This window comes from Devosia sp. LC5 (assembly GCF_000735585.1).
GTDB lineage: Bacteria > Pseudomonadota > Alphaproteobacteria > Rhizobiales > Devosiaceae > Devosia.
On sequence record NZ_JNNO01000044.1, the window covers coordinates 184,639 to 207,923 of the forward strand.

Below are 23,285 nucleotides of genomic sequence, written 5' to 3' on the forward strand. Positions count from 1 at the left end.
CTCGCGATCAGTTTTGGGTGGCGACGGCCTCTTGCGGCGACACAGCGCCATCCGGGCCGCTGAGCAGGGTCACGTCGGCGCCTTCGCTGAGCTGCAGAATGCCTTCGGTGATGATGGCATCACCTGGCGCCAGATCGGCGCGCACCAATACGCCATCGCTATTGCGCTGGATGATTTCGGCCATGACGCGACTGGCCTTGCCATCCACATATTTCCAGACATAGGAGCCCTGGGCCGACCACAGGATGGCCAGCGGATTGACCGCCGGGAATTGCTCGCCGGGAAAGCGGAGCGCCACGGTGAAGGACATGCCGGCGCGCAGTGCTTTGTCCTCATTGGGAATTTCGGCTTGTACTTGTAGCGTGCGGCTGGCCGGGTCGATGCGGTTGTCGACGGCGTTGACTTCGCCATCAAAGACCCGGCCGGGCAGGGCCACGGCAGTGACGGTGACCGGCATTTGCGGGGCGATAGACACGGCATAGCGCTCGGGCACCCAGAAATCGACGAGGATGGCGGACGTATCGTCGATGGTGGTGACGGTGGTTTGTGCAGGGACGTAATTGCCGGGAGTGACCTGGATCAGCCCAACCGTGCCGGCAATGGGACTGGCTATGGTGCGGCGGCTGAGCGCCACCTGGGCATTGCGCAGCTCAAGCTCGGCATTGGCGGCGGCGAGCTGGGCGGCGGTTACGACGGAGGGGGCGACGACATTGGAAGTGGCCAGCCCTTGCGTACGTGCCAGCGTGGCCTGGGCATCATCGAGCGCGAGCTTGGCACGGTCGAAGGCGATCTGTTCTGCATCGGAATCGAGCCGCGCGATGATGTCGCCTGCGGCCACGGTTTGACCCGGACGAACCAGCACTTCGGCCAGCGTGCCGCCGACGGGGGAGGCGACGGTGACCGAGCGGGTGGCCGTGCCCTCGCCAATGGCCGACAGCGTTGAATTGATGGTGGCAAGGGTTACCCCGGTTGTCACCACATTGGTCTGGCGGGCGCCGCCGGGCCTGCCGCCGCCGGGGCGCTGGCCTGGTGCTGCGGCGGTCTCGCCCGAGGAGGCGAAGGGTAGCACAATGCCGTAATTGGCCAGGGTCTGGCTGGCGCCGGGGACGAAAAACGCCCAGGCCGCCAACGCGGCGGCCAGAACGATAAGTGAAGCCAGAAGCTGCCGTATCAAGCCTTGGACCCTGAAAAAGTGCTGAAGTGCGCTCAATCCGGCGGAAAGGGCGCCGGAAACCAGCGGGACTGTAGCAGCGGCTTTCTCGCCGCGACATTACAAAGCCGTAAGGATCGCAGGCTTGTTATTCGATCTCGGCGTCCGTCCGGCCGCCCCACTCGGCCCAGGAGCCGTCATAGACCGCGACATTGTTGGCGCCGCTGATTTCGAGCGCCAGGGCGAGCGTGGCCGCGGTGATGCCCGAGCCGCAGGACGTGATGATGGGCTTGGTGGGGTCGATGCCGCGATCGGCGAAGATTTGCTTGAGTTCAGCGATGGGGCGCATCTGGCCGTTGTCGGTGAGCAGGCCCACCGGCACATTGGTGCTGCCAGGGATGTGGCCGCCGCGCAGGCCGGGGCGCGGTTCGGGCACTTCGGCATGGAAGCGCGGGGCGGGGCGGGCATCGGCGATCTGGGCGGCGTGGTCGTGGCTGCGGTCGCGCACGGTTTCGAAGTCGGCAACGCGGTGCGGGTCGAAATGGGCTTCGAAGATGGCGGGGTGGCGGGTCACCGTGCCGGTTTGCACGGCGCGTTTTTCGGCGCGCCATTTGGGGCCGCCGCCGGCCAGGATGCGGACGTCGCGGGCGCCCATGGTGCGGAAGGTCCACCAGACGCGGGGGGCGGAGAAGAGGCCTAGCTCGTCGTAGATGACGATGGTGGATTGGTCGGAAATGCCCAAGGCGCCCACCATATGGGCGAAATCGGCCGGGGAGGGCAGCATGTGGGGCAGTTTGGAGCTGGTATCGGCGATGCCGTCGATGTCGAAGAAGACGGCGCCGGGGATGTGGCCGGAAAGATATTCGGCCTGGGCGTTGCGGGAGGCATTGGGCATGTGCCAGCTGGCGTCGACCACCACGAGATTGGGGTCGCTCAAATGGGCGGCGAGCCATTCGGTGGTGACGAAAGGGGTATCCATGCTGGGTTTCCTGTGCGGGTTATGAGCCTAGGATGAGCTTTCCGCCGTACTACGTCAAACCCATATGTAGCTGATATAACAGGGTTTTTCACTGTCATATTTGCAGTGCCAGCAGGTCCTTGCTGGCGAGGCTGATGGTGACCGGCTCGCCTCGGCTGGGTGGGGCCGTACGTTGGTCGTTGAACGTATCGAGGCTCAGGATGTTCCTGCCAAGCGCCACGCGCAGGCGGATGACCGAGCCCAGGAAGGTGACGTCGGCGATGGTGCCGGTGAGGGTAATGTCATTGCCATCACGAGCACCGATCGACAGCACTTCGGGCCGTAGTGTTAGCAGACTGTTAGCACCGACGCGCGCATCGGCGGGCAATTGGGCAACCTGGACGGTCTGGCCGTCAATGGAGACGGTTTTGGCTGCGACATCGAGAATGGTCGCTTCGATCGTGTTGAGCTGGCCGACGAAAGTAGCGACGAAACGGGTGGCCGGTTTGTTGTAGATTTCGTGCGGCGCGCCGAGCTGTTCGATATGACCTGAGTTCATCACCACGATGCGATCGGAGATGGAGAGGGCCTCTTCCTGGTCGTGGGTGACGAAGACGGTGGTGATGCCCAGGTCGAGCTGGATGGCGCGGATTTCTTCACGCAGGGAAACGCGGATTTTGGCGTCGAGGGCGGAGAGGGGTTCGTCGAGCAGCAGCATGCGGGGGCGGGGGGCGATGGCGCGCGCGAGAGCCACGCGCTGCTGCTGGCCGCCGCTCATCTCGTAGGGGTAGCGCTTCTCGAAGCCGGGCAGGCCGATGAGCTTGAGCATTTCATCGACACGGGCGCGGCGTTCCTCCTTAGCCATGCCGGCGATCTTGAGGCCGAAGCCGATATTGTCGCCGACATTGAGGTTGGGGAACAGGGCATAGGCCTGGAACACCATGCCGAGCTGGCGCTGGTTCGGCTTGAGGTGGGTAATGTCTTCGCCATCGATGCGGATGGTGCCGGTGGTGGGATTTTCGAAGCCGGCGATCATGCGCAGGATGGTGGTCTTGCCGCAACCGGAGGGGCCGAGCAGGGAGATGAACTCGCCCTTGCCGAAGGCGAAGCTGACGGATTTGACGACGGTGTTGTTGCCGAAGGATTTGGTGAGGTTTTCGACGGACAGGAAATCTTGGTTCATATCAATCGGTCCGTGCGGAGGTGTGGGGGGCAAAGCGGCCGAGCACGTTGATCATGCCCATGGCGCCCCAGGTGATGATGAAGGAGATGATGGCGAGCGCGGCCGGCTCATAGGCCCTGTTGGTGCCGATGCCGACGAGATAGGGGCCGAAGGCCGGGCGGTTGAGCAGGCTGGCAATGGTGAACTCGCCGATGACGATGGCGAAGGTGAGGAAGGCGCCGGAGAGGATGGCCACCAGAATGTTGGGCAGGATGATCTGGGCGACAATCTGGGCCTGGTTGGCGCCCATGATCTGGGCCGCCTCGGTGAGGGTGGCGATATCGATGGTACGCATGCCGTTGTCGACCGCCCGATACATGTAGGGAAGGGCCAGCGTGACATAGGCGCCGGTGAGCAGGATATCCGTACCCAGGGCGCTGCCGGTGAAGGGAATGATCGAGGACGAATTGTAGAGCCGGATATAGCCATAGACCAACACCAGCGCCGGGATGACCAACGGCAGCAGGGTGATGAATTCCATGAACGGCCGCAGCCAGGGCATGCGCAGGCGGACGAAATAGACCGCCGGCACGACGACCAGGATACCCACGGCGATAGTGACAAGGCCGATAACCACCGAATAGCTGAAGCTCGCGGCAAAGGCCGGATCGGCGAAGACCGAGGCATAGGCGTCGAAGCTGTAGGTGCCGCGCCGCATGCGCAGCGAGAATTCGAAGGTGGCGAGCAGTGGCACGATGAAATAGGCGGCGCCGAGGGCGAAAACCAGCCAGGCCCAGAACTTGTTGGCTTTCATTTCATCCACCTCTCGGCGCGGTTGGCGACAACCAGATAGATGACGTTGGCCAGCGAGGTGATGACGATCATGCCGAGCGCGAGTGCAGCGCCGAGACCCGGATTTTGCAGGGCGTCGCCCCTGATCTGGTTGTAGAGCAGCACGGTCACGATGTTGAGGTTGGAGCCGGTAAGGGCCCAGGCGGTGGCGATGGCGCCGAAGGCATTGGCGAATAGCAGGCTCAGGGTGCCGAGGACGCTGGGCCACAGGATGGGCAGGCCAACGTAGCGCCAGAATTGCCACTGGCTGGCGCCGAGCATCTGGGCGGCCTCGTTCCACTCCTTCTTGAGACCATCCACGGCGGGCGCGATGGTCAGCATCATCAGGGGAATCTGGAAGTAGAGATAGGTTAGCGTCAGGCCCCAGAAGCTCAGCAGGTTGAAGCCGGAGCGATAGAGGTCGAGGCCGAACAAGGTGCGCAGGATGATGGTGACGAGGCCCAGCCGCCCCAGCGTGGCGATGAAGGCGAAGGCCAGCGGCACGCCGGCGAAATTGGACGCCACGCCCGAAAATGTCATGACGGCCGAGCGCAGCGGCGCCGGCAGGCGGCCGCGGATGACGGCCAGGGTGATGGCGAGACCGATCAGCGCACCGAGGATGGCCGAGGCGCCCGAGATGCGGATGGAAATCCAATAGGCGGCGACGATCTGGTCGCTGAAAAGGCCGCCGATATTGTCGACGGTAAAATTGCCCGTCCGATCGGTGAAGGCGGTACCCACCAGCGACAGGGTGGGCAGGAACAGGAACATGACGGCGAAGATGACGAAGGGAGCTACGGCAAGCGTGTCCCACGGGATGCGGCGGGGTGGCGCCGGAGGTGATGTGGTGGTGTCATTCATTGTCCGGTCGGCGCCCCCAGAACCCTCAATATTCGTCACCACCGGTCCGGTGGTCCATCTCCGGCACCGCATGGATTGCCCGGACAAGCCGGGCAATGACGGTGGTGAGGTGAGTTACCTCCGCCGCAACGCAGCGGCGGAGGCAGATGAGCGTGAGCTTACTGAACCGATGCGCCGACGGTGGTGTCCCAGCCGGTGGTAATCGTGGTCTTGTTGGCGTTCTGCTCTTCGATCGATGGGAACACTGCCTTGGCGTAGTTGTCGGCGGCGGGCAGCTTGGCCATCAGGTCGTCCGGCAGCACGCCGGCTTCGGCCATGGCGTTGAAGCGGATCGGGTGGCAATAGCCGGCGAGCCAGCCGAGCTGGCCTTCGTCCGAATAGAGATATTCCATCCAGAGCTTGGCAGCGTTGGGGTGGGGCGCATGGGCCGAGATGGCCTGGACGTACACACCAGCGACCACGCCGTCGGATGGCACGACGACGTCGATCGGCGGGTTGCCGTTGAGGTTGTCGCGGGCGGCCAGAAGGTTATAGTCCCAGTTGATGGCAATCGGCGTCGTGCCCTGGGCGATGGCGGCGGCTTCGGCGTCGACCGGCACGAAGTTACCCTTGTCGTTGAGGGCCTTGAAGAACTCGAGGCCAGCCTGGGCGCCGGTGGCGGCATCGGCACCGGTCGACAGACCCGCGGCGTAAACCGACAGGATGGCGTTGTTGGCAGTGCGCGGATCACCAGCCAGTGCGATCGAGTTGGCGAACTCGTCCTTCATCAGGTCGGCCCAGGAGGTCGGGTTGTCGCCGGTGATGACGTCCTTGTTGATGCCGAAAGCCAGCACGCCGTAATAGTCGCCGTACCAGAAGCCGTCGGCATCCTTGGCGTCGTCAGGAATGTCATCCCAGGTGGCGACCTTGTAAGCCTGGATCAGGCCTTCTTCCTTGGCCTGCGGGCCAAAGGCGAGGCCGACGTCGATCACATCGGGAGCTTGCGGGCCGGTATTGCCGATATTGGCGCGGATGGCTTCGAGTTCATCGGCCGAACCGGCATTGGGGTTAAGCTCGTTGACGGTAATGCCCGGATATTTGGCCTTGAAACCTTCGATCACGGCGCCATAGCCGCACCAATCATGGGGCAGGGCGATGGTGGTGAGCTGGCCTTCGGTTTTGGCGGCGGTGTAGAGGGCGTCGAGATCGGCCTGGGCAAAGGCCTGGCCCGAAACGGAAAGCACGGCCAGCATCGAGACGGAGCCGGCGAGCACATTCTTGAAGGTCATGTCAGTCTCCCTGAATTGGTCGTTCGCCGGCGCCCATTGGCGGGCGTCGCGGCGGACTGGGGAGGGAGTAGTGAGGCGGTGTGACAGTGCAATGACAGAGGTGGGAAGCCCATGTGACGATCGGCATCGCGGCCGAAAAAGCCCGTCGATACGCTCCCTTAGCCGCTTTTGCCTGGTTTCCCCACTGCCCTCCCAGTCGCAATTGTGACAGTGCCTGTTTGTGACAGTTTAGTCCAGATGGTCAAATTTTGGGGGTGGGTGGGGACTGTCGACTTACCTCAGCCACCGCGTCATCCCGGCGCAGGCCGGAATCCACGCAGTGTTGCCACAGCGAATACCGGTGCTGGCTGCTGGCCTTTCAGCATGGATTCCGGCCTGCGCCGGAATGACACCGTGGGTGGGGCGCGCATCGTCAACAAAAAGGGGGTGGCCCGCGCAAGGTTCAGAAAGGATTGAGAGATTCCAATTTCGCCGGCTCGGTTCGTCGTTCTCGATACTTTAGACTTCTTCTAAACTATTGAATTTGAATTGCTTTTATAAGGTGAGAGGGGTACTCCGCTTTTAGATTCAGCTGGAGGACTATCCATGATTTCCAAGAGGATGCTGCGCGGCCTGGCCTTGGCGCTTACCCTTTCCGTGGCCCCGATGGCCGTTTATGCGCAGGCGCCGAGCGAGGCCGATGTGCTGGCCAATTATGCCGACCTGGCGCTGGCCGGATATGAAGATGCGCTGAGCACGGCCAAGGTGCTGGACGCGGCGGTGGATGCGCTGATCGCCGAGCCGAGCGAGGCGACGCTTGCGGCGGCGCGGGAGGCCTGGAAGGCATCGCGCATTCCCTATCAGCAGACCGAGGCGTTCCGCTTCGGCAATCCGATTGTCGATGAATGGGAGGGCCGGGTGAATGCCTGGCCGCTGGACGAAGGGCTGATCGACTATGTCGATGCCGGCTATGGCAGCGAGAGCGACAGCAATGGGCTCTATGTGGCCAATGTCATCGCCAATCCCGCGCTGGTGATCGATGGCGTCGATCTGGATGCCACCGAGATCACCCCGGCGCTGCTGCAGGACAATCTGCAGGAAGCCGCCGGGATCGAAGCCAATGTGGCGACGGGCTATCACGCCATCGAGTTTCTGCTCTGGGGGCAGGATTTGCATGGCACGGGGCCTGGTGCGGGCGAGCGGCCGTTTACCGATTATTCGAGCGCAGAGCATGCTGATCGCCGGGCGGCTTATCTGAAGGCGGCGACCACCCTCCTGGTCAGCGATCTCGAGGAGATGGTGGGCAATTGGACGGCCGACGGCGCGGCTCGGGCGGCGCTGCCGGAGCTGGGTATTTCAGCTATTCTGACCGGCATGGGGTCGCTGTCGTTTGGTGAATTGGCGGGCGAGCGCATGAAGCTGGGCCTGCTGCTGCACGATCCCGAGGAGGAGCATGACTGCTTCTCGGACAATACCCATGTGTCGCATCTCAATGACGCGATCGGCATCCGCAATGTCTATACGGGTAGCTATACGCGGGTGGATGGTTCGGTGGTGGAAGGTCCGGCGATTTCGGACCTGATCGCGGCCAAGGATGCCGCGCTTGATACCGAGATTGCCGGGCTGCTCGACGACACCGTCGCCAAGATGAATGTGATGGCCGATCGCGCCGTGGCGGGCGAGGCCTATGACCAGCAGATTGGCGAGGGGAATGCCGAAGGCAATGCGGTGGTGCAGGCGGCAATCGACGGGCTGATTGCCCAGACGCGCGGCATCGAGCGGGCGGTGGCGCTGCTGAACCTGGGGGATGCCGTGACTATCGAGGATAGCGATAGCCTGTCCAATCCGGATGCGGTGTTCCAGTAAGCAAAGCATGCGATGAGGGTATAGCGCGCCAACCGGATCGCCGATCTATGCATGTCCGCCTGACCCTTGCCCTCATCGCCCTGCTTGCCACCGGTCTCGCTTTTGCGCAGGACAAGGCCGTGCGCGCCGATCTGAGCCCGGAGGACCTGGCGCGCGTCGTGCGGGTTACGGCACCCACAGTCGATTTTTCGGTGCCGGAAAATTTCGAGACCATGCAGGCGGGCGCGGGGACGACGAAGAAGATCGCCAACCAGGACGCGTTCAGCCATTTCCTCGCCAGCCTGAGCTTCGAGCAGGAAGAGCAGTTCAAGCTGGGCAATGCGCTGTTCCGCAAATTGTGGGTCAGCTCGCCCAGCTCGACCCAGGCCTCGGACGGGCTGGGGCCGCTGTTCAATGCGCGGGCCTGCCAGAGCTGTCATTTGAAAGATGGGCGGGGGCATCCCCCGTTCGATGCGAGCCGGGAAAGCGGGGTGTCGATGTTCCTGCGGCTATCGGTGCCGCCGGGCGTGGGCGAGCCGGCTTATGGCACGCAGCTGCAGGACTTTGCCGTGCCGGGGCTGAAGGCCGAGGGGCGGATGGTGATCGACTATACCGACCTGCCTGTGACGCTGGGCGATGGGAGTGTGATCACGCTGCGGCAGCCGGCCTATTCGGTGGCGGACCTGGCCTATGGGCCGATGGCGGATGATGTGATGCTGTCGCCGCGGGTGGCCCCGCCGATGATCGGGCTGGGGCTGATCGAGCAGGTGCCGGCGGCCGATATCCTGGCGCTGGCTGATGCGGCTGACCTGGATGGCAACGGCATTTCGGGCAAGCCGAACTGGGTGATCGATCCCGAAAGCCAGAGCATGATGCTGGGGCGGTTTGGCTGGAAGGCGGGGATGCCCACTATTCGCAGCCAGTCGGCAGCGGCATTTGCCGGCGATATCGGGATTTCGACGCCTTTGGTGAACAAGCCGCATGGCGATTGCACCGAGCGGCAGGTCGAGTGCCTGGCCATGCCCACCGGGGAGCAGGCGCGGCTGGGCGTGTCGGAAGCGCCCGATCCGGTGCTCGATCTGGTGACGTTTTATTCGCAGACGCTGGGTGTGCCCTTGCGGCGCAATGTGGGTGATCCGGCCGTGTTGCGGGGCAAGGCGGCGTTTTATGGGGCGGGGTGCGCCAGTTGCCACACGCCCAAATTCGTCACCAGCCGCGATGCGACCAATCCGGCGCTGCGGTTCCAGCTGATCTGGCCCTATGCCGATTTCCTGCTGCATGACATGGGCGCGGGACTGGCCGATCACCGGCCCGAGGGGCAGGCGGATGGCTATGAATGGCGCACGCCGCCATTGTGGGGCATCGGGCTGACCCAGACCGTTTCGGGGCATACGTTTTTCCTCCATGATGGGCGGGCGCGGAACCTCGTCGAAGCGATCCTGTGGCATGGCGGGGAGGCGCAGGCGGCGCGCGATGCCTTTGCCAATCTGGACGCGGCCACGCGCACGGACATGATCGCTTTCCTGGAGTCGCTGTGATGCGTCTAATGCTTGTTCTGCTGCTGTTTCTGGGTGCTGCGCCGGTCATGGCGCAGAAATTGACCACGACTGCGGCGCTGGCCAATGCGGTCAATGAGGTGATCCGGCCGGGCTTTGCCGATCTGCGCGCGGAGGCGCATGGGCTGGTCGATGCCATGGCGGATTTGTGTGCGATGCCGTCGGCGGATGCGCAGCAACTGGCGCGGGAGTGGTTCGGCAAGACCGCGACTGCCTATGGGCGGGTCGAATTCGTGCGGATCGGGCCGTTGATGGAGGACAATCGCAGCGACAGGCTGCTGTTCTGGCCCGACCGCAAGGGCATTGCGCTGCGGCAGGTGCAGGCGATTTTGGCGGATGAGGATGCCAGTGCCACGGCGCTCGATACGCTTAGGGGCAAGAGCGTTGCGGTGCAGGGGCTGAATGCGCTGGAATTCGTGCTGTTCGGCACTGGGGCCGAGGCTTTGGCGGGAGCGGAGGGTGCGTTCCGCTGTCAGTATGGCGCGACGGTAGCGCAGAGTATTTCCGGGATTGCCGATGCACTTTCCGAGGGCTGGAATGCGGAGGATGGCATTGCGGCGCACCTGATGGCGCCCAATGAAGCCTACGCCGATTATCGCACCGAGACCGAGGCGCTCGAAGCGCTGGTGAGCCTGATTTCGCATGGTGCTGAAGGGCTGCGGGATACGCGGATCAATCCGTTCATCGCACAGGGCGAGAAGGCTGCGGTGCCCAAACAGGCTTTGTTCTGGCGCTCGGGGCTGACCATGGCGATAGCAGAGGCGAACATTGAGGGGCTGGAAAAGCTCTTTGCCGTTTCCGGCGTGGCGCTGATTGGCGGGGCGGCGGATAGTGGTTTGGACAATTCGATCCGTTTTGAATTCTCCAATGCCAGGCGGGCGATTAGCCTAGTGACCGGGCCGGTGGAGGAGGCGGTGGCCGACCCCAAACAGGCGCAGGCGCTGGCCTATCTGGTCATTGTCACCCAATCGCTGCAAACGCTGGTGGGCGAGCAATTGTCCGCCGCGCTGGGGCTGAGCGTTGGGTTTTCCTCGCTGGATGGGGACTGAAAATGTGGCAGCGGCGGGCTTTCCTCAAGGCTGCGGGCGCTGGCTTTGCGGCGAGCCTGATGCCGCGGCAAGTGCTGGCGCTGGAGCGCAATGAACTGGTTTTTGCCTCCTCGGTGCAAACCAGTTCGGGCGGCTATGGTGCGGTGCTGCTGGGGGAACGCGGCGATCTGATCGCGCAGATCGCGCTGCCGGATCGGGGGCATGACACTACGATTAGTCCCGAGGCCGGGCGCGGCGTGGTGTTTGCCCGCCAGCCGGGAACGTTTGCATTGGTGTTCGATCCCTCCGGGCGGGAAGCGCCGGTGACGCTGACCTCGATCGAGGGGCGGCACTTTTTTGGGCACGGGGTGTTCTCGCTGGATGGGCGGCTGCTCTATGCCACCGAGAGCGATTTCGAGGCGGCCAAGGGCGTTATCGGCATTTACGACGCGACGGACGGCTATAAGCGGGTGGGGGAATTTCCCACTTATGGCACGGGGCCGCATGAAATGCTGCTCATGCCCGATGGGGTGACCTTCGTCATCGCCAATGGGGGCATCGAAACGCATCCCGATTATGGCCGCGCCGAGTTGAACCTCGATACGATGGACCCTTCGGTGGCCTTCGTTGACCGGCGGGACGGGCATCTGGTGGGCCAATTGCGGCTTGAGAGCGGGCTGCATCAGCTCTCGATCCGCCATATGGCAATCGATGCGCGCAGCCGGGTATGGTTCGGCTGCCAATATAAGGGAGCGCCCAGCGAGAGCCCGCAATTGGTGGGTTATGCGACCATGGACGGCGAAATCAGATTGATCGAATTGCCGCTCGATACGCTGCGTGACCTGCGCAATTATGTCGGCTCGGTCGCTGTTTCTGCCGATGGGGCGAGCGTTGCGGTGTCGTCACCGGAGGGGGATCTGCTGGTGGCGTTTGACGCCGAGGGCGGGCGGCCGGTATTGGTCGAAACGCTGCGCAATGGCTGCGGGCTGGCAGCGGATGGGGCGGGGTTTGTGGCGACCAGTGGCATGGGGGAAATGGTCGGTCTGGCGGGGGCGGAGCGGGACCGGCAGAAGTTCGATTTTGCATTTGATAATCATGTGTTGCGGGTGGGGTAGGCAGAGCTGATGAACCCCGATTTGATCATCCGCCCCGAACGTGCCGGAGATGAAGACGCCATCCATGCGCTTACGGCAAGCGCCTTTGAATCAATGCCGTTCAGCGATGGCTCTGAAGCACCGATTATCCGCGCGTTGCGAAGGTCCGGGCAATTGTCGCTGTCACTCGTTGCGCAACTGGATGACAGGATCGTCGGACACGTCGCGTTTTCTGCGGTGACTATCGACGGTCGGGCTAATGGTTGGTTTGGCCTGGGTCCCATTGCGGTCGATCGGGGCATTCAGCGCTCCGGCATTGGGCGGGCCCTGGTCGCCTCTGGACTTGCCACACTCAGAGAACGAGGCGCTGCCGGATGCGCTCTTATCGGGAACCCGGCCATTTACAGCCGGTTTGGTTTCGAGAGCGACGGCAAGCTGACCTATGAGGATCTACCGTCCCATCTTGTGCAATGGGTGCGCTTTTTTGGCCCCACGCCGCGCGGGGCGCTGAAATTCGCTTCTTCGTTTGAGGCTGGTAATTACTGAACTTGGGGCCGCTGGCCAGATAGGCCTATTGCGGCGCTGGCCCCGAGCTTTCGCGCAGGACCAGTTCTACCGGCCAGAGTTCGTGGACGTCTTCGATGGGTTTGCCGGCCAGGATTTGCAGGATGAGTTCGGCCATGCGGGTGCCGGCCTGGCGCATGGAGGAGCGGGTGGTGGACATGGAGGGGTACATGTTGTCGGCGTTGAGATAGGGGAAGACGTCGTCATGGGCGATCATGGAGACGTCCTTGCCCAGCTCAAGACCAGCCTGGCGGATGGCGCGGAAGATGCCCAGGGCCGTCATCATCGAGCCGGCGAGGAAGGCCGTGGGGCGGGGGCGGAGCTCAAGCATGGCCTGGGTCATGCGGAAGGCGATTTCGTCGGTGAATACCGAATTGCCCATCAAGGCGGGATCGAAGGAGACGCCGCGCGCCGACAGGGCTGCGAGATAGCCGATTTCGCGATGCTCGGCGAAGGTGCGGCCCTTGATACCATTGAGCAAGGCAATGCGGCGATGGCCCAGATCGAGCAGGTGGCTGGTGGCGCGTTCGATTGCGCCGGTATTGTCGATATCGAGCCAGGCTACCGGCTTGCCGATATTGGTGCGGCCATGCAGCACGAAGGGCACTTTGAGATCGAGCAGCAATTCGGCGCGTTCGTCGTGCAGAGTGGGGGAATGGAGGATGAAAGCGTCCACTTTCTGGCTGGCGGCGCCGCGTCTATAGGCGGCGACTTCATCCTCAAAGCTCTCTACGGTGGTGAGGAGGATGTCGATTTCCTCATCGGCTAGCCGTTCGCCAATACCGCCGAGAAATTCGCTGGTATGGGGGCCGAATTCATAGGAGCCGCGCAGCACCATGCCGATGGCGCCCGAGCGGCCGGTGGCGAGCCGCAAGGCGCTGGCATTGGGGCGATAGCCCAGGCGCTTGGCGGTTTCGACGACCCGCAGGCGCGTGGCTTCGTTGACTTCGGGGTAGCCATTGAGCGCGCGGCTGACAGTGGTCTGCGACAGGCCGAGATGTTCGGCGAGGTCTTTCAGTCTCATTGGCGTTCTGGCCCGGAGCAAAAATACGACAGCCTGGCGCGGGCAAATCCCACACAAGGCCTTAAGCCGCATAGGCTTTAGGGCGCGCAGACCACTTTGAACAGCGGTTCCTGCAATCCTCCTCCAATAGCATTCAAAGCGATTTCAAATTTTGATGCAAGAGAGCATTTTTCCAATGCGGGCATTGAGGTGCGTACGTCAACGCAATGGTGGGTGCTAAAAGGCCATTACATATTTCACCGCGTTCAACTCTTTGATAAGTAAGCGATAAATTTATTTGCGCTGCCAAAGCGGTGTGAATCTGGCGCGTGGCTGCTTGACAGAAGTTCGGGCCTCTGGTTGTTTTTCGTTCAAAGCGCTTTGAAAAATCATGTGGTTCAGCCACTGGCGGGGCGCTTTTCTGAGGAGGAATGGACCAGGGCGGCGCATCAGGCGCGGCCCAGTTGGCATGCTTTCTCATGGATATGGTTTCATTCGGGAGGATAACTAATGAAAATCAACACACTGCTCGTTGGCCTGCTGACGAGCGTGACGCTGGTCATGGGTTCGGCCCAGGCGGCCGAATTGTCGATCGTGTCGGGTGACACCGGCAATGGCCTGGCGTTCCTGCGCAGCCAGCTCGACAAGTTCGAGGCCGAGACCGGCAATACCGTCACCGTTGTGCCGATGCCGTCTTCGACCTCCGACCAATTCGGCCAGTACCGCCTGTGGCTTGCCGCGGGCAATGCCGATATCGATGTGTACCAGACCGACGTGATCTGGGCGCCGCAGCTGGCCGATCAGTTCCTCGATCTGACCGAAGCGGCCAAGGATGTCGTGGACCAGCACTTCCCCTCGATCATCGAATCCCAGACCGTGGACGGCAAGCTCGTTGCCCTGCCGGCCTTTACCGATGCGCCGGCCCTGTTCTACCGCACGGACCTGCTGGAAAAGTACAGCAAGCCGGTGCCCACGACCTGGGATGAAATGGCGGCGACCGCCCAGGAAATCATGGATGCCGAACGCGCTGCTGGCAATGCCGACATGTATGGCTTCGTGTTCCAGGGCAATGCCTATGAAGGGCTGACTTGCGATGCGCTCGAATGGGTCAAGTCCAATGGCGGTGGCCAGATCGTCGAAGCCGATGGCACCATTTCGATCAATAATCCGCAGGCTGCAGCCGCTATCGATCGTGCGGCAAGCTGGATCGGCACCATCTCGCCTGAAGGCAATCTCGCCTATCAGGAAGAAGAAAGCCGTGGTGTCTGGCAATTGGGCAATTCGGTGTTCATGCGCAACTGGCCCTATGCCTATGCGCTGGGCAATGGCGATGACTCGGCCGTCAAGGGCAAGTTCGACGTGGCGCCGCTCCCCGCCGGTGACGGCGAAGGCGCGGGCTCGGCGGCAACGCTGGGCGGCTGGAATGTCGCCGTTTCCAAGTATTCACCGGACCCGGAAGAGGCGATCAAGCTCGCGCTGTTCCTGAGTTCGGCCGAAGTGCAGAAGGAACGCGCGATCAACCAGTCCAACCTGCCCACGATCGAAGCGCTTTATGACGATGCCGACGTGCTGGCGGCTTCCCCCTTCATGGCCAATTGGAAGGAAATCTTCCAGAACGCGGTGCCGCGTCCGTCGGCGCCCACCAAGGTCAAGTATAACGAAGTGTCCTCGCTGTTCTGGAGCGCGGTCCACAATACCCTATCGGGCAATGGCACTGCCGCAGAGAACCTGGAAGTTCTCGAAGCCGACCTGTCCGACCTCAAGGGCGACGCCTGGTAAGACCTCCCATAGCGCCATGGCACGGACGGCGGTTTGCCCCGCCGCCCGTGTCGCTCAAGGACCAAAGGAAACGGGAGGAATAGTGGATGGCTACCGATACCATCGCGTCCGCGGCCAGTGCGGGCCGGCCCAGGATCAAATCCGAACTGATGCAGCAGAGGGTGCGCGCCGCGCGCTGGTTCCTGCTGCCCATGATGATCGCGCTGGCTGTGGTGGCCGGCTGGCCGCTGCTTCGCTCGATCTATTTTTCATTCACCGATGCCTCGCTGACCGACCTTTATGGCGCGGAATGGATCGGCATCGGCAATTATCTGAGCTGGCGCACGCTCGATAGCGGCCGCACCATTTATCGGGGCTTGCTGGTCGATCCGGCCTGGTGGAACGCGGTGTGGAATACCGTGCGCTTCGCCTTCTGGTCGGTGCTGTGGGAGACCGTGCTGGGCATGATCGTCGCCCTGGTGCTGAATGCCGAATTCCGCGGGCGGGGCCTGGTGCGCGCGGCCATTCTCATTCCCTGGGCCATTCCCACCATCGTGTCGGCCCGCATGTGGAGCTGGATGCTGAACGACCAGTTCGGCATTCTCAACGACCTGGGCCTGCGGCTGGGGCTGCTCAGCCAGAAGGTTGCGTGGACGGCGACCGCCGAGACGGCAATGACCGCGGTGCTGGTGGTCGATATCTGGAAGACCACGCCGTTCATGGCGCTGCTGATCCTGGCCGGGTTGCAGATGATCCCCAAGGATATCTATGAAGCCGCCGAGATCGATGGCGTGCACCCGGTCAAGCAGTTCTTCAAGATCACGCTGCCGCTGGTGCGGCCGGCACTGATGGTGGCGATCATCTTCCGCGTGCTCGATGCGCTGCGCATTTTCGACCTGATCTATGTGCTGACGCCCAATAGCGCGGCGACCAAGACCATGTCCGTGCTGGCGCGGGAGAACCTGTTCGACTTCGACAAGTTCGCCTATGGCTCGGCGCAATCGACGCTGCTGTTCCTGATCATCGCTGCCTTCACCATCCTCTATATCTGGCTGGGCAAGGTGAATTTCGACGGGGGAGACCGCTAATGGTTGGCACGCTCAATCTATGGGGCCTCACCAAGACGGTGCTGTTCTATGCGCTGGTGGTGTTCATTGTCGTGGTGTCGGTGTTCCCGTTCTACTACGCGATCCTGACCAGCTTCAAATCGGGCACGGACCTGTTCCGCATCACCTATTGGCCCACTTCGTTTAGCTGGAATAACTACCTGGCGGTGCTCAATACCGGCAGTTTCCCGCGTAACCTGCTCAATTCGGTCTTCGTGGCCACGGTGACGGTGCTGCTGGCGCTGTTCCTGGCGGTGACGGCCTCGTTTGCGCTCAGCCGCGTGCGGTTCCGGGGGCGGAGCCTGTTGCTGATGACGATCCTGGCCGTCTCGATGTTTCCGCAGATCGCGGTGCTGGCCGGCCTGTTCGAGGTGATCCGTGCGCTGGGCATCTATAATACGCCCTGGGCGCTGATCTTCTCCTACACCATCTTCACGCTGCCTTTCACCGTGTGGGTGCTCACCACCTTCATGCGGGACCTGCCGGTGGAGATCGAGGAAGCGGCCATTGTCGATGGAGCCTCGCCCTGGGTGATCATCACCCGCGTCTTCCTGCCGCTGATGTGGCCGGCTTTGGTGACCACGGGGCTGCTCGCCTTTATCGGGGCGTGGAATGAGTTCCTGTTCGCGCTGACATTTACGTCATCGAACAATACCCGCACCGTGCCGGTGGCCATCGCGCTGCTGTCGGGCGGATCGCAATATGAAACGCCGTGGGGCCTGATCATGGCCGCCTCGGTCATCGTTACCGTGCCGCTGGTGATCCTGGTGTTGATCTTCCAGCGCAAGATTGTGTCTGGCCTGACGGCCGGCGGCGTCAAGGGTTAGGGAGAAAAACAATGGCAAGCATCGAGCTTCGCAAGATCCGCAAGGCCTTTGGCGCGGTGGAAGTCATCAAGGGGGTGGACCTGGAGGTCCGCTCCGGGGAATTCATGGTGTTCGTCGGCCCCTCGGGTTGCGGAAAATCCACCCTGCTGCGGCTGATTTCGGGGCTGGAGGACATTACTTCGGGCGACATGCTGTTTGATGGCAAGCTGGTCAATGCACTGGCGCCGTCCAAGCGCGGCATCGCCATGGTGTTCCAGTCCTATGCGCTTTATCCGCATATGACGGTCTATGAGAACATGGCGTTCGGGCTGACGCTCGAAAAGGGCCATGGCAAGGAAGAAATCCGCCAGCGGGTGGAAAAAGCCGCGGACATGCTGCAGATAAGGCAATATCTCGACCGGTTGCCCAAGCAATTGTCGGGCGGGCAGCGCCAGCGCGTGGCCATTGGCCGGGCCATTACGCGCGACCCCAAAGTGTTCCTGTTCGATGAGCCGCTATCGAATCTCGACGCGGCTTTGCGCGTGGCGACCCGTATCGAAATCGCCAAGCTCCATGAGAGCATGAACAATGTCACCATGATCTATGTGACGCATGACCAGGTGGAGGCCATGACGCTAGCCGACCGCATCTGCGTGTTGCGCGATGGCGTGATCGAGCAGGTCGGCACGCCGATGGAGCTTTATGAAAAGCCCAATTCGGTGTTCGTCGCCGGCTTTATCGGCAGCCCCAAGATGAATTTCATCTCCGGGGAAAAGGCGGCTTCGTTCGGGGCCGAAACGGTGGGCATTCGCGGTGAGCACATCACCATCGTGCCGGACAATGGCATCTGGAGCGGCACGGTGATCCATACGGAAAACCTGGGCGCGGATAGCTATGTCTACCTGGAAATGGGCACCGAAGAGCCGGTCGTGGTGCGGCTTGATGGACCCAATACCTATCACAGCGGCGATATCGTCCACATTTCGCCGATGGACGACAAGGTTCACCGCTTCGACGGCGCGGGCAAGCCGATCGCCTGAGCAGACTTTTGCTGCATTCCAAAAGTAGACCTCACCCTGAGCTAGTCGAAGGGCGAGGTCGTGGCACGATCGGGGACACGCCCTCGTGGTTCGACAAGCTCACGATGAGGTCTGCTGATCGAGCCGAACCAGCGCCAATTAACCTGGCCCATGGGCCAATTTTATTGCTTCCAGAGGAGACTACAAATGCCGATCCGTACCCTGGTGTGGGGTGAAAATGTCCACGAGCAGAAGAACAAGATCGTGGCCGACAATTACCCCACCGGCATGCACAACCAGATCGCCAAGCTGCTGTCGAGCGACAGCAATATCGTGACCAAAACCACGACTTTGCAGGAGCCCGAGCATGGCTGCAGTGTCGAGGCGCTGGCCAATACCGATGTGCTGGTGTGGTGGGGTCACGCGGCGCATGGCGAGGTCAAGGACGAGATCGTCGAGCGCATCGCCAAGCGGGTCTGGGAAGGCATGGGCCTGATCGTGCTGCATTCGGGCCATTTCTCCAAGATTTTCAAGCGCCTGATGGGGAGCCCCTGCGCATTGCATTGGCGCGAGGCTGGCGAGCGCGAGCGGCTGTGGGTGACCAATCCGGGCCATCCGATCGCCAAGGGCCTGCCGGCCTATTTCGAGCTCGAAATGGAAGAAATGTATGGCGAGCCCTTCAGCGTGCCCGAGCCGCTGGAGACCGTGTTCGTCTCCTGGTTCCAGGGCGGGGAAGTGTTCCGGTCGGGCCTGACCTATCGCCGTGGCGCGGGCAATATTTTCTACTTCCGCCCCGGCCACGAAACCTATCCGACCTATCACGACGATACGGTCGGGCTGGTGCTGCGCAATGCGGTCAACTGGGCGTATAACGCCAATCAGTTCCCGCAGCTGCTGGACGCGCCGAATACACCGGTGGATGAGGCGATCGAGAAGATCGTGGAACGCGGGCCGAAACTGCATCATGGCCGCGAAGAAGGCTTTAAATAAGTCAGAGCGGCGCTGCGGTTTTGAGACCTCATGGTGAGCTTGTCGAACCACGAGGTCGGGCCCGCGGCGCCCTGCCACGACCTCGTCCTTCGACAGGCTCAGGATGAGGTCTACTGAACCATCGAGCTTGATCTAACACACGCGGATCGTCTGGAACGCCCGCATAAGGAATAACGAAGATGCGGTTGCTCATTCTGGGTACCGGCGGCATGGCCAATCAACATGCCAAGCATTTTGCTGCCATCGAGGGCGTGACCCTGGCGGGGGGCGTGGACGTGGACCCGGCGCGGGTCGAGGCGTTCTGCGCGGCGCATAATATGGAGCGCAGCTTCGGCTCGCTCGATGCGGCGCTGGCCTGGGGCGAGTTCGACGCCATTGCCAATGTGACGCCCGACAGCGTCCACCACCCGACGACCATGGCGGCGCTCAAGGGCGGCAAGCATGTGTTCTGCGAAAAGCCGCTGGCGACCGACCATGCCAAGGCCATGGAAATGACCGAGACGGCCGAAAAACTCGGCCTCATCAACATGGTCAACCTGACCTATCGCAATGTCAGCCAATTGCAGAAAATGCGCGAAATCGTGCAGTCGGGCGCGGTTGGCAAGGTCAAGCATTTCGAGGCGAGCTATCTGCAGAGCTGGCTGGTGAGCAAAGCCTGGGGCGACTGGCGCACCGAGAGCCAGTGGCTGTGGCGGCTGAGCAAAAAGCACGGCTCCAATGGCGTGCTGGGCGATATCGGCGTGCATATCCTGGATTTTGCGGCCTATGGCGCGGGCAGCGATTTTTCCAAGGTATTCTGCCGGCTCGAAACCTTCGACAAGGCCGAGAATAACCGTATCGGGGAATATGACCTGGACGCCAATGACAGTTTTGCCATGACGGCGCAGCTGGAAAACGGCGCGCTGGGGGTGATCCACGCCACGCGCTGGGCCACCGGGCATTTCAACGAATTGCGGCTGCGGATCTATGGCGAACTGGGGTCGGTCGAAGTGCAGCACCGGCACGACTGGTCCAAGCTGTTCACATGCCTTGGGGCAGATGCGGAAACCGGCACCTGGACGGAAGTTGCGGTCGATACTGTGCCGACCAATTATATGCGGTTCGTGGAAGCGGTGCGGACAGGCAAAAATTTGGAGCCCAGCTTCCGCCACGCCACCAATATCCAGAAAGTGCTGGACCTGGCGGTGATGACCGACCGGGACCGGAGCGAGCATAAGGTTTGAGGGAACGGTTCTCGATGAGGTGAGGGGCCTTGCTGCAGCCCCTCCCAAACCACCGCATCTCCCTCGGGCCTGACCCGAGGGTCACTCGCCGCTCGTGCCGGATTGAGGAAGGCCCTCGGGTCAGGCCCGAGGGAGATGCGGTGGGTGATTGAGGATGGTGCGAGAGCCGATGCTCTTCCCATCTTGCAACCGGGGCCTGTTCATACAACTTATGCTTCTAGCCAAATATGGAGCGTTGTCATGAGCATTGTCTGGGCCATCATCATCGGGTTTTTCGCGGGGCTCATCGCCAAGTGGATCACGCCGGGGGATCGCAAGCCGAGCGGGTTTATCCTTACCACGGTGCTGGGCATTGTCGGCTCGGTGCTTGCCACCTGGCTGGGGCAGCAGGTGGGCTGGTACGGGCCCGGCGATGGCGCCAATTTCATCGGGGCGATTGTGGGCGCGGTGATTATTCTTTTGGCTTGGGGGCAGCTGGCGCGGCGGGTCTGAGAGTAATTCATCCACCCCCACAGTGTCATTCCCGCGAAAGCGGGAACCTCCGTTTACCGGGCTCTCCAAGCAAACAGAGGTCCCCGCTTTCGCGGGGATGACTCTGTGGTTGGGATGAGGTCGAAGCAACAAAAAGGGCGCCCGCGGGCGCCCTTCGTGTTTGCGCTGAACCGAACCTACTTGATCTCGGTGATGCGCCCATCGGTATAGGGGGTGTATTCGCCGCCCAGTTTGGCGATGTATTCGGCGACGACTTCTTCGAGCGGGGGGCCGAAATCGTAGGGGTTGTCGCCGTTGGCGAAGGCTTCGTAGCCGTCGCCGCCGCCGCGGACGTAATTGTTGGTGACCACGGTGTAGCTGGCCTCCTCGTCGATCGGCACCCAGGCGTCGCCATCCTTGACCTGCACGTCGCTGACACGGCTGCCGGCGGGTTGTTTGAGGTCGAACGAATATTTGAGGCCTGATACCTGGGCGAAGCGGCCGGCGCCGTTTTCGACATCGCTGACGCCGTTTTCGAGCGCTTCGATGACGTCGCCGCCCGAGACCTGCACGGTGGCCAGGGTATTGGAGAAGGGCAGCACGGTGATGACGTCGCCCACGGTGATTTCGCCGGCATCGATGGAGGCACGGATGCCGCCGCCATTCTGGAAGGCGATGGTGGCGCCCTGGTCGGCGACACGGTCAAGAATGGCATCGGCGAGCAGATTGCCCATCGAGCATTCCATGGCGCGGCAGACTTCGCGCGCGCCTTCGAGCGGGGCGGTGGCGGAGCCGATCACTTCGCCCATGGCTTCTTCGATCGGGCCGGCCAATTCGGCAAGCTGGCCCTTGAAGTCCTCATTGCCCTTGACCGAGGCGTCGATCAGGAAGGGTTCGCCCTCGGCCTTGGTGACAACGCCATTGTCATCCCAAGTGATGGCGATATCGCCCAGATATTTGCCGTATTGGTTGGCCTGCACCACCGGCACTTCCAGTCCCTCGGGATTGGTCACCATGGTGGGGTAGGGGCCGGCGGCGCCCTCTGCGGTGTTGGAGAGGAGGGTGTGGCTGTGCCCGCCCACGATCACGTCCACCAGCGGCAGGGCAGCGGCGACCTGCTGGTCCATGGTATAGCCGATGTGGCTGAGCAGGATGATCTTGTTGACGCCGGCTGCATCGAGCGCTTCTGACGCGCCGCGCACATACTGGATCACATCGACAAATTCGACGTTTGGACCGGGCGAGGCGATATCGGGCGTATCCTCGGTGGTGGCGCCGATAATGCCGATCTTTTCTCCGCCCACTTCGATGACGAAGGAGCCCTTGATCTTGCCGCGCAGGTTTTCATCACGGCTGACGTCGAAATTGCCGCCGATAATGGGGAATTCGGCCGCTTCGATGAACTTCATGAATTCTTCGGGACCATCGTCGAATTCGTGATTGCCGGTGGCGACCACGTCAAAGCCCATCTGGTTGAAGAAATCCGAGACCACCTTGGATTTGTAGGTAGTGTAGTAAAGCGAGCCCTGGAAATTGTCGCCGGCCGAGAGCAGCAGCGAATTGCCGGTGGCGTATTTGGCGCGGGTGTCATCGATAATGGTCTTGAGGCGCGCAATGCCGCCAAAGCATTCCCCGGCGGCGTCGGTTTCGGCGTCGCAATTGGAATCGGTGCCGGTGATTGGATCGAACCGGGAGTGGAAGTCATTGATATGCAAGATATTGAGCGTGAAATCGGCATAGGCCGCGCCGGAAAAACCGGCGCAGAGGGTTAGCGCGGTGGCGCCCAGCAGTAGTTTTTTCATCCCTGTTATCCCTTTGATTGCTTTTGACGGCGACCCCGCGACCACCTTCCCCGGGCGGTCTTGCTGAACCCAGCAGCCCTGCCCATGCCGGCCGCGGTGAGGCACCAGTTAAACAGGTCTTCATGACGGACGAAAGTGGACCTTTTGGTCAATTTTCCACTGCATTGCCAATGGCGCGGGCGAGGGTTCCAATCAGAACGCATTGCGATAAGCTCCGCCGCGTTTTGATTTGCGGGGAATTGGCTATGCGCAGTGCTTTGATTGTCTATGGCGGCTGGGAAGGTCATGATCCGGAGGAATGCGCGGCCATCTATCGCCGCTGGCTGCACGAGGATGGCTATTCGGTGCGCACCGCCACTGAAACCAGCGCCTTTGCCGATCCGTCCATCCACGATCTGTCGCTGATCATCCCGATCTATACGATGAGCAAGATTGGCGCTGAAGAAGTGGCGAACCTGACCAAGGCCGTAGAGGGCGGGGTGGGGCTGGCGGGGCATCATGGCGGGATGAGCGACGCGTTTCGCGAGGCGGTGGATTATCAGTTCATGGTGGGCGGGCAATGGGTGGCCCATCCGGGCAATATCATCGATTTCAAGGTGGATGTGACCAGGCCGGACGATCCGATCATGGCGGGGGTCAGTTTCTTTCCCTATACGTCCCGGGCATATTAAAAGCATTGCGACCCCCCCCACCAGGGGCTGGCGACCACGACCTTTACCGGCGAGACAGCGCCCTCGTTAGATGGGGGGGGGGTGCCCGGCGGGGGGGAACACCCGCAGCGGGGCGGGCGGGGGGGTGATTTCACGCCCCG

Annotated in this window: 21 protein-coding genes and 1 pseudogene; 13 read left to right on the forward strand and 9 right to left on the reverse strand. The window is 62.1% G+C overall.

Annotation, left to right across the window (positions count from 1 at the left end; all coding sequences use genetic code 11):
* Positions 1-7: 7 nt before the first annotated feature.
* The 6 genes from FF80_RS18155 to FF80_RS18180 all read right to left on the reverse strand — a co-directional run bounded on the left by FF80_RS18155 (position 8) and on the right by FF80_RS18180 (position 6,194).
* Positions 8-1,174, reverse strand: coding sequence for an efflux RND transporter periplasmic adaptor subunit (locus tag FF80_RS18155; protein WP_035102942.1), 1,167 nt, complete (start codon positions 1,172-1,174; stop codon positions 8-10).
* A 124-nt stretch (positions 1,175-1,298) separates the two neighbouring features.
* Positions 1,299-2,129, reverse strand: a complete 831-nt coding sequence (gene sseA, locus FF80_RS18160; protein ID WP_035102943.1) for a 3-mercaptopyruvate sulfurtransferase — start codon at positions 2,127-2,129, stop codon at positions 1,299-1,301.
* 94 nt (positions 2,130-2,223) lie between these two features.
* Positions 2,224-3,291 carry an ABC transporter ATP-binding protein gene (locus FF80_RS18165; RefSeq protein ID WP_035102944.1) on the reverse strand — a complete coding sequence of 356 codons (1,068 nt, stop codon included), beginning with the start codon at positions 3,289-3,291 and terminating at the stop codon, positions 2,224-2,226.
* 1 nt (position 3,292) lies between these two features.
* The gene (locus FF80_RS18170; RefSeq protein ID WP_035102945.1) at positions 3,293-4,084 is read right to left on the reverse strand and encodes an ABC transporter permease subunit; all 792 of its coding nucleotides are present in this window, start codon (positions 4,082-4,084) and stop codon (positions 3,293-3,295) included.
* The gene (locus FF80_RS18175) at positions 4,081-4,962 is read right to left on the reverse strand and encodes an ABC transporter permease subunit (protein ID WP_035102946.1); all 882 of its coding nucleotides are present in this window, start codon (positions 4,960-4,962) and stop codon (positions 4,081-4,083) included. The genes FF80_RS18170 and FF80_RS18175 overlap by 4 nt, the downstream gene beginning before the upstream one ends.
* A gap of 158 nt (positions 4,963-5,120) precedes the next feature.
* Complete coding sequence (locus FF80_RS18180; protein ID WP_244445821.1) at positions 5,121-6,194, reverse strand: ABC transporter substrate-binding protein; 1,074 nt, start codon at positions 6,192-6,194, stop codon at positions 5,121-5,123.
* 624 nt (positions 6,195-6,818) lie between these two features.
* Here FF80_RS18180 and FF80_RS18185 point away from each other — a divergent pair.
* The 5 genes from FF80_RS18185 to FF80_RS18205 are packed head-to-tail and all read left to right on the forward strand — an operon-like array spanning position 6,819 to position 12,278.
* Complete coding sequence (locus tag FF80_RS18185; protein WP_244445822.1) at positions 6,819-8,075, forward strand: imelysin family protein; 1,257 nt, start codon at positions 6,819-6,821, stop codon at positions 8,073-8,075.
* Positions 8,076-8,122: 47 nt separating this feature from the next.
* Positions 8,123-9,592, forward strand: coding sequence for a di-heme oxidoredictase family protein (locus FF80_RS18190; protein WP_035102949.1), 1,470 nt, complete (start codon positions 8,123-8,125; stop codon positions 9,590-9,592).
* Positions 9,592-10,659 (forward strand): imelysin family protein, encoded by a 1,068-nt coding sequence (locus tag FF80_RS18195; protein ID WP_035102950.1) that lies wholly within the window; start codon positions 9,592-9,594, stop codon positions 10,657-10,659. Before FF80_RS18190 ends, FF80_RS18195 begins: the two co-directional genes overlap by 1 nt.
* Positions 10,660-10,661: 2 nt before the next feature.
* On the forward strand, positions 10,662-11,753 hold the full coding sequence (locus tag FF80_RS18200) for a DUF1513 domain-containing protein (RefSeq protein ID WP_035102952.1): 1,092 nt from the start codon (positions 10,662-10,664) through the stop codon (positions 11,751-11,753).
* Positions 11,754-11,774: 21 nt separating this feature from the next.
* Entirely contained in the window at positions 11,775-12,278 is a 504-nt protein-coding gene (locus tag FF80_RS18205) for an N-acetyltransferase (protein WP_035103014.1), read from the forward strand.
* A gap of 25 nt (positions 12,279-12,303) precedes the next feature.
* On the opposite strand, the gene FF80_RS18210 is transcribed toward FF80_RS18205, so the two are convergent.
* Positions 12,304-13,392 (reverse strand): substrate-binding domain-containing protein, encoded by a 1,089-nt coding sequence (locus FF80_RS18210; RefSeq protein WP_152558428.1) that lies wholly within the window; start codon positions 13,390-13,392, stop codon positions 12,304-12,306.
* 61 nt (positions 13,393-13,453) lie between these two features.
* Positions 13,454-13,780 carry a hypothetical protein gene (locus FF80_RS22000; RefSeq protein WP_160172858.1) on the reverse strand — a complete coding sequence of 109 codons (327 nt, stop codon included), beginning with the start codon at positions 13,778-13,780 and terminating at the stop codon, positions 13,454-13,456.
* 29 nt (positions 13,781-13,809) lie between these two features.
* Between FF80_RS22000 and FF80_RS18215 the strand changes: the two genes are divergently transcribed.
* The 7 genes from FF80_RS18215 to FF80_RS18245 all read left to right on the forward strand — a co-directional run bounded on the left by FF80_RS18215 (position 13,810) and on the right by FF80_RS18245 (position 20,693).
* A complete protein-coding gene (locus tag FF80_RS18215) occupies positions 13,810-15,078 on the forward strand; it encodes an ABC transporter substrate-binding protein (protein ID WP_035102956.1) in 1,269 nt (422 codons plus the stop codon).
* 86 nt (positions 15,079-15,164) lie between these two features.
* Entirely contained in the window at positions 15,165-16,145 is a 981-nt protein-coding gene (locus tag FF80_RS18220) for a sugar ABC transporter permease (RefSeq protein ID WP_035102958.1), read from the forward strand.
* Positions 16,145-16,990 carry a carbohydrate ABC transporter permease gene (locus FF80_RS18225; RefSeq protein ID WP_035102960.1) on the forward strand — a complete coding sequence of 282 codons (846 nt, stop codon included), beginning with the start codon at positions 16,145-16,147 and terminating at the stop codon, positions 16,988-16,990. The genes FF80_RS18220 and FF80_RS18225 overlap by 1 nt, the downstream gene beginning before the upstream one ends.
* Positions 16,991-17,001: 11 nt before the next feature.
* Positions 17,002-18,009: an ABC transporter ATP-binding protein gene (locus FF80_RS18230; protein ID WP_035102962.1), complete on the forward strand. Its 1,008-nt coding sequence runs from the start codon at positions 17,002-17,004 to the stop codon at positions 18,007-18,009.
* Positions 18,010-18,195: 186 nt separating this feature from the next.
* On the forward strand, positions 18,196-18,978 hold the full coding sequence (locus tag FF80_RS18235; protein WP_035102965.1) for a ThuA domain-containing protein: 783 nt from the start codon (positions 18,196-18,198) through the stop codon (positions 18,976-18,978).
* Positions 18,979-19,157: 179 nt separating this feature from the next.
* Entirely contained in the window at positions 19,158-20,201 is a 1,044-nt protein-coding gene (locus FF80_RS18240) for a Gfo/Idh/MocA family oxidoreductase (protein WP_035102966.1), read from the forward strand.
* Between the two features lie 240 nt (positions 20,202-20,441).
* Positions 20,442-20,693 carry a GlsB/YeaQ/YmgE family stress response membrane protein gene (locus FF80_RS18245; RefSeq protein WP_035102968.1) on the forward strand — a complete coding sequence of 84 codons (252 nt, stop codon included), beginning with the start codon at positions 20,442-20,444 and terminating at the stop codon, positions 20,691-20,693.
* A gap of 176 nt (positions 20,694-20,869) precedes the next feature.
* Here FF80_RS18245 and FF80_RS18250 read toward each other — a convergent pair whose 3' ends face one another.
* On the reverse strand, positions 20,870-22,474 hold the full coding sequence (locus tag FF80_RS18250; RefSeq protein ID WP_035102970.1) for a bifunctional metallophosphatase/5'-nucleotidase: 1,605 nt from the start codon (positions 22,472-22,474) through the stop codon (positions 20,870-20,872).
* A gap of 245 nt (positions 22,475-22,719) precedes the next feature.
* Here FF80_RS18250 and FF80_RS18255 point away from each other — a divergent pair.
* Positions 22,720-23,285 (forward strand): annotated as a pseudogene (locus FF80_RS18255) (ThuA domain-containing protein); the annotation flags it as partial.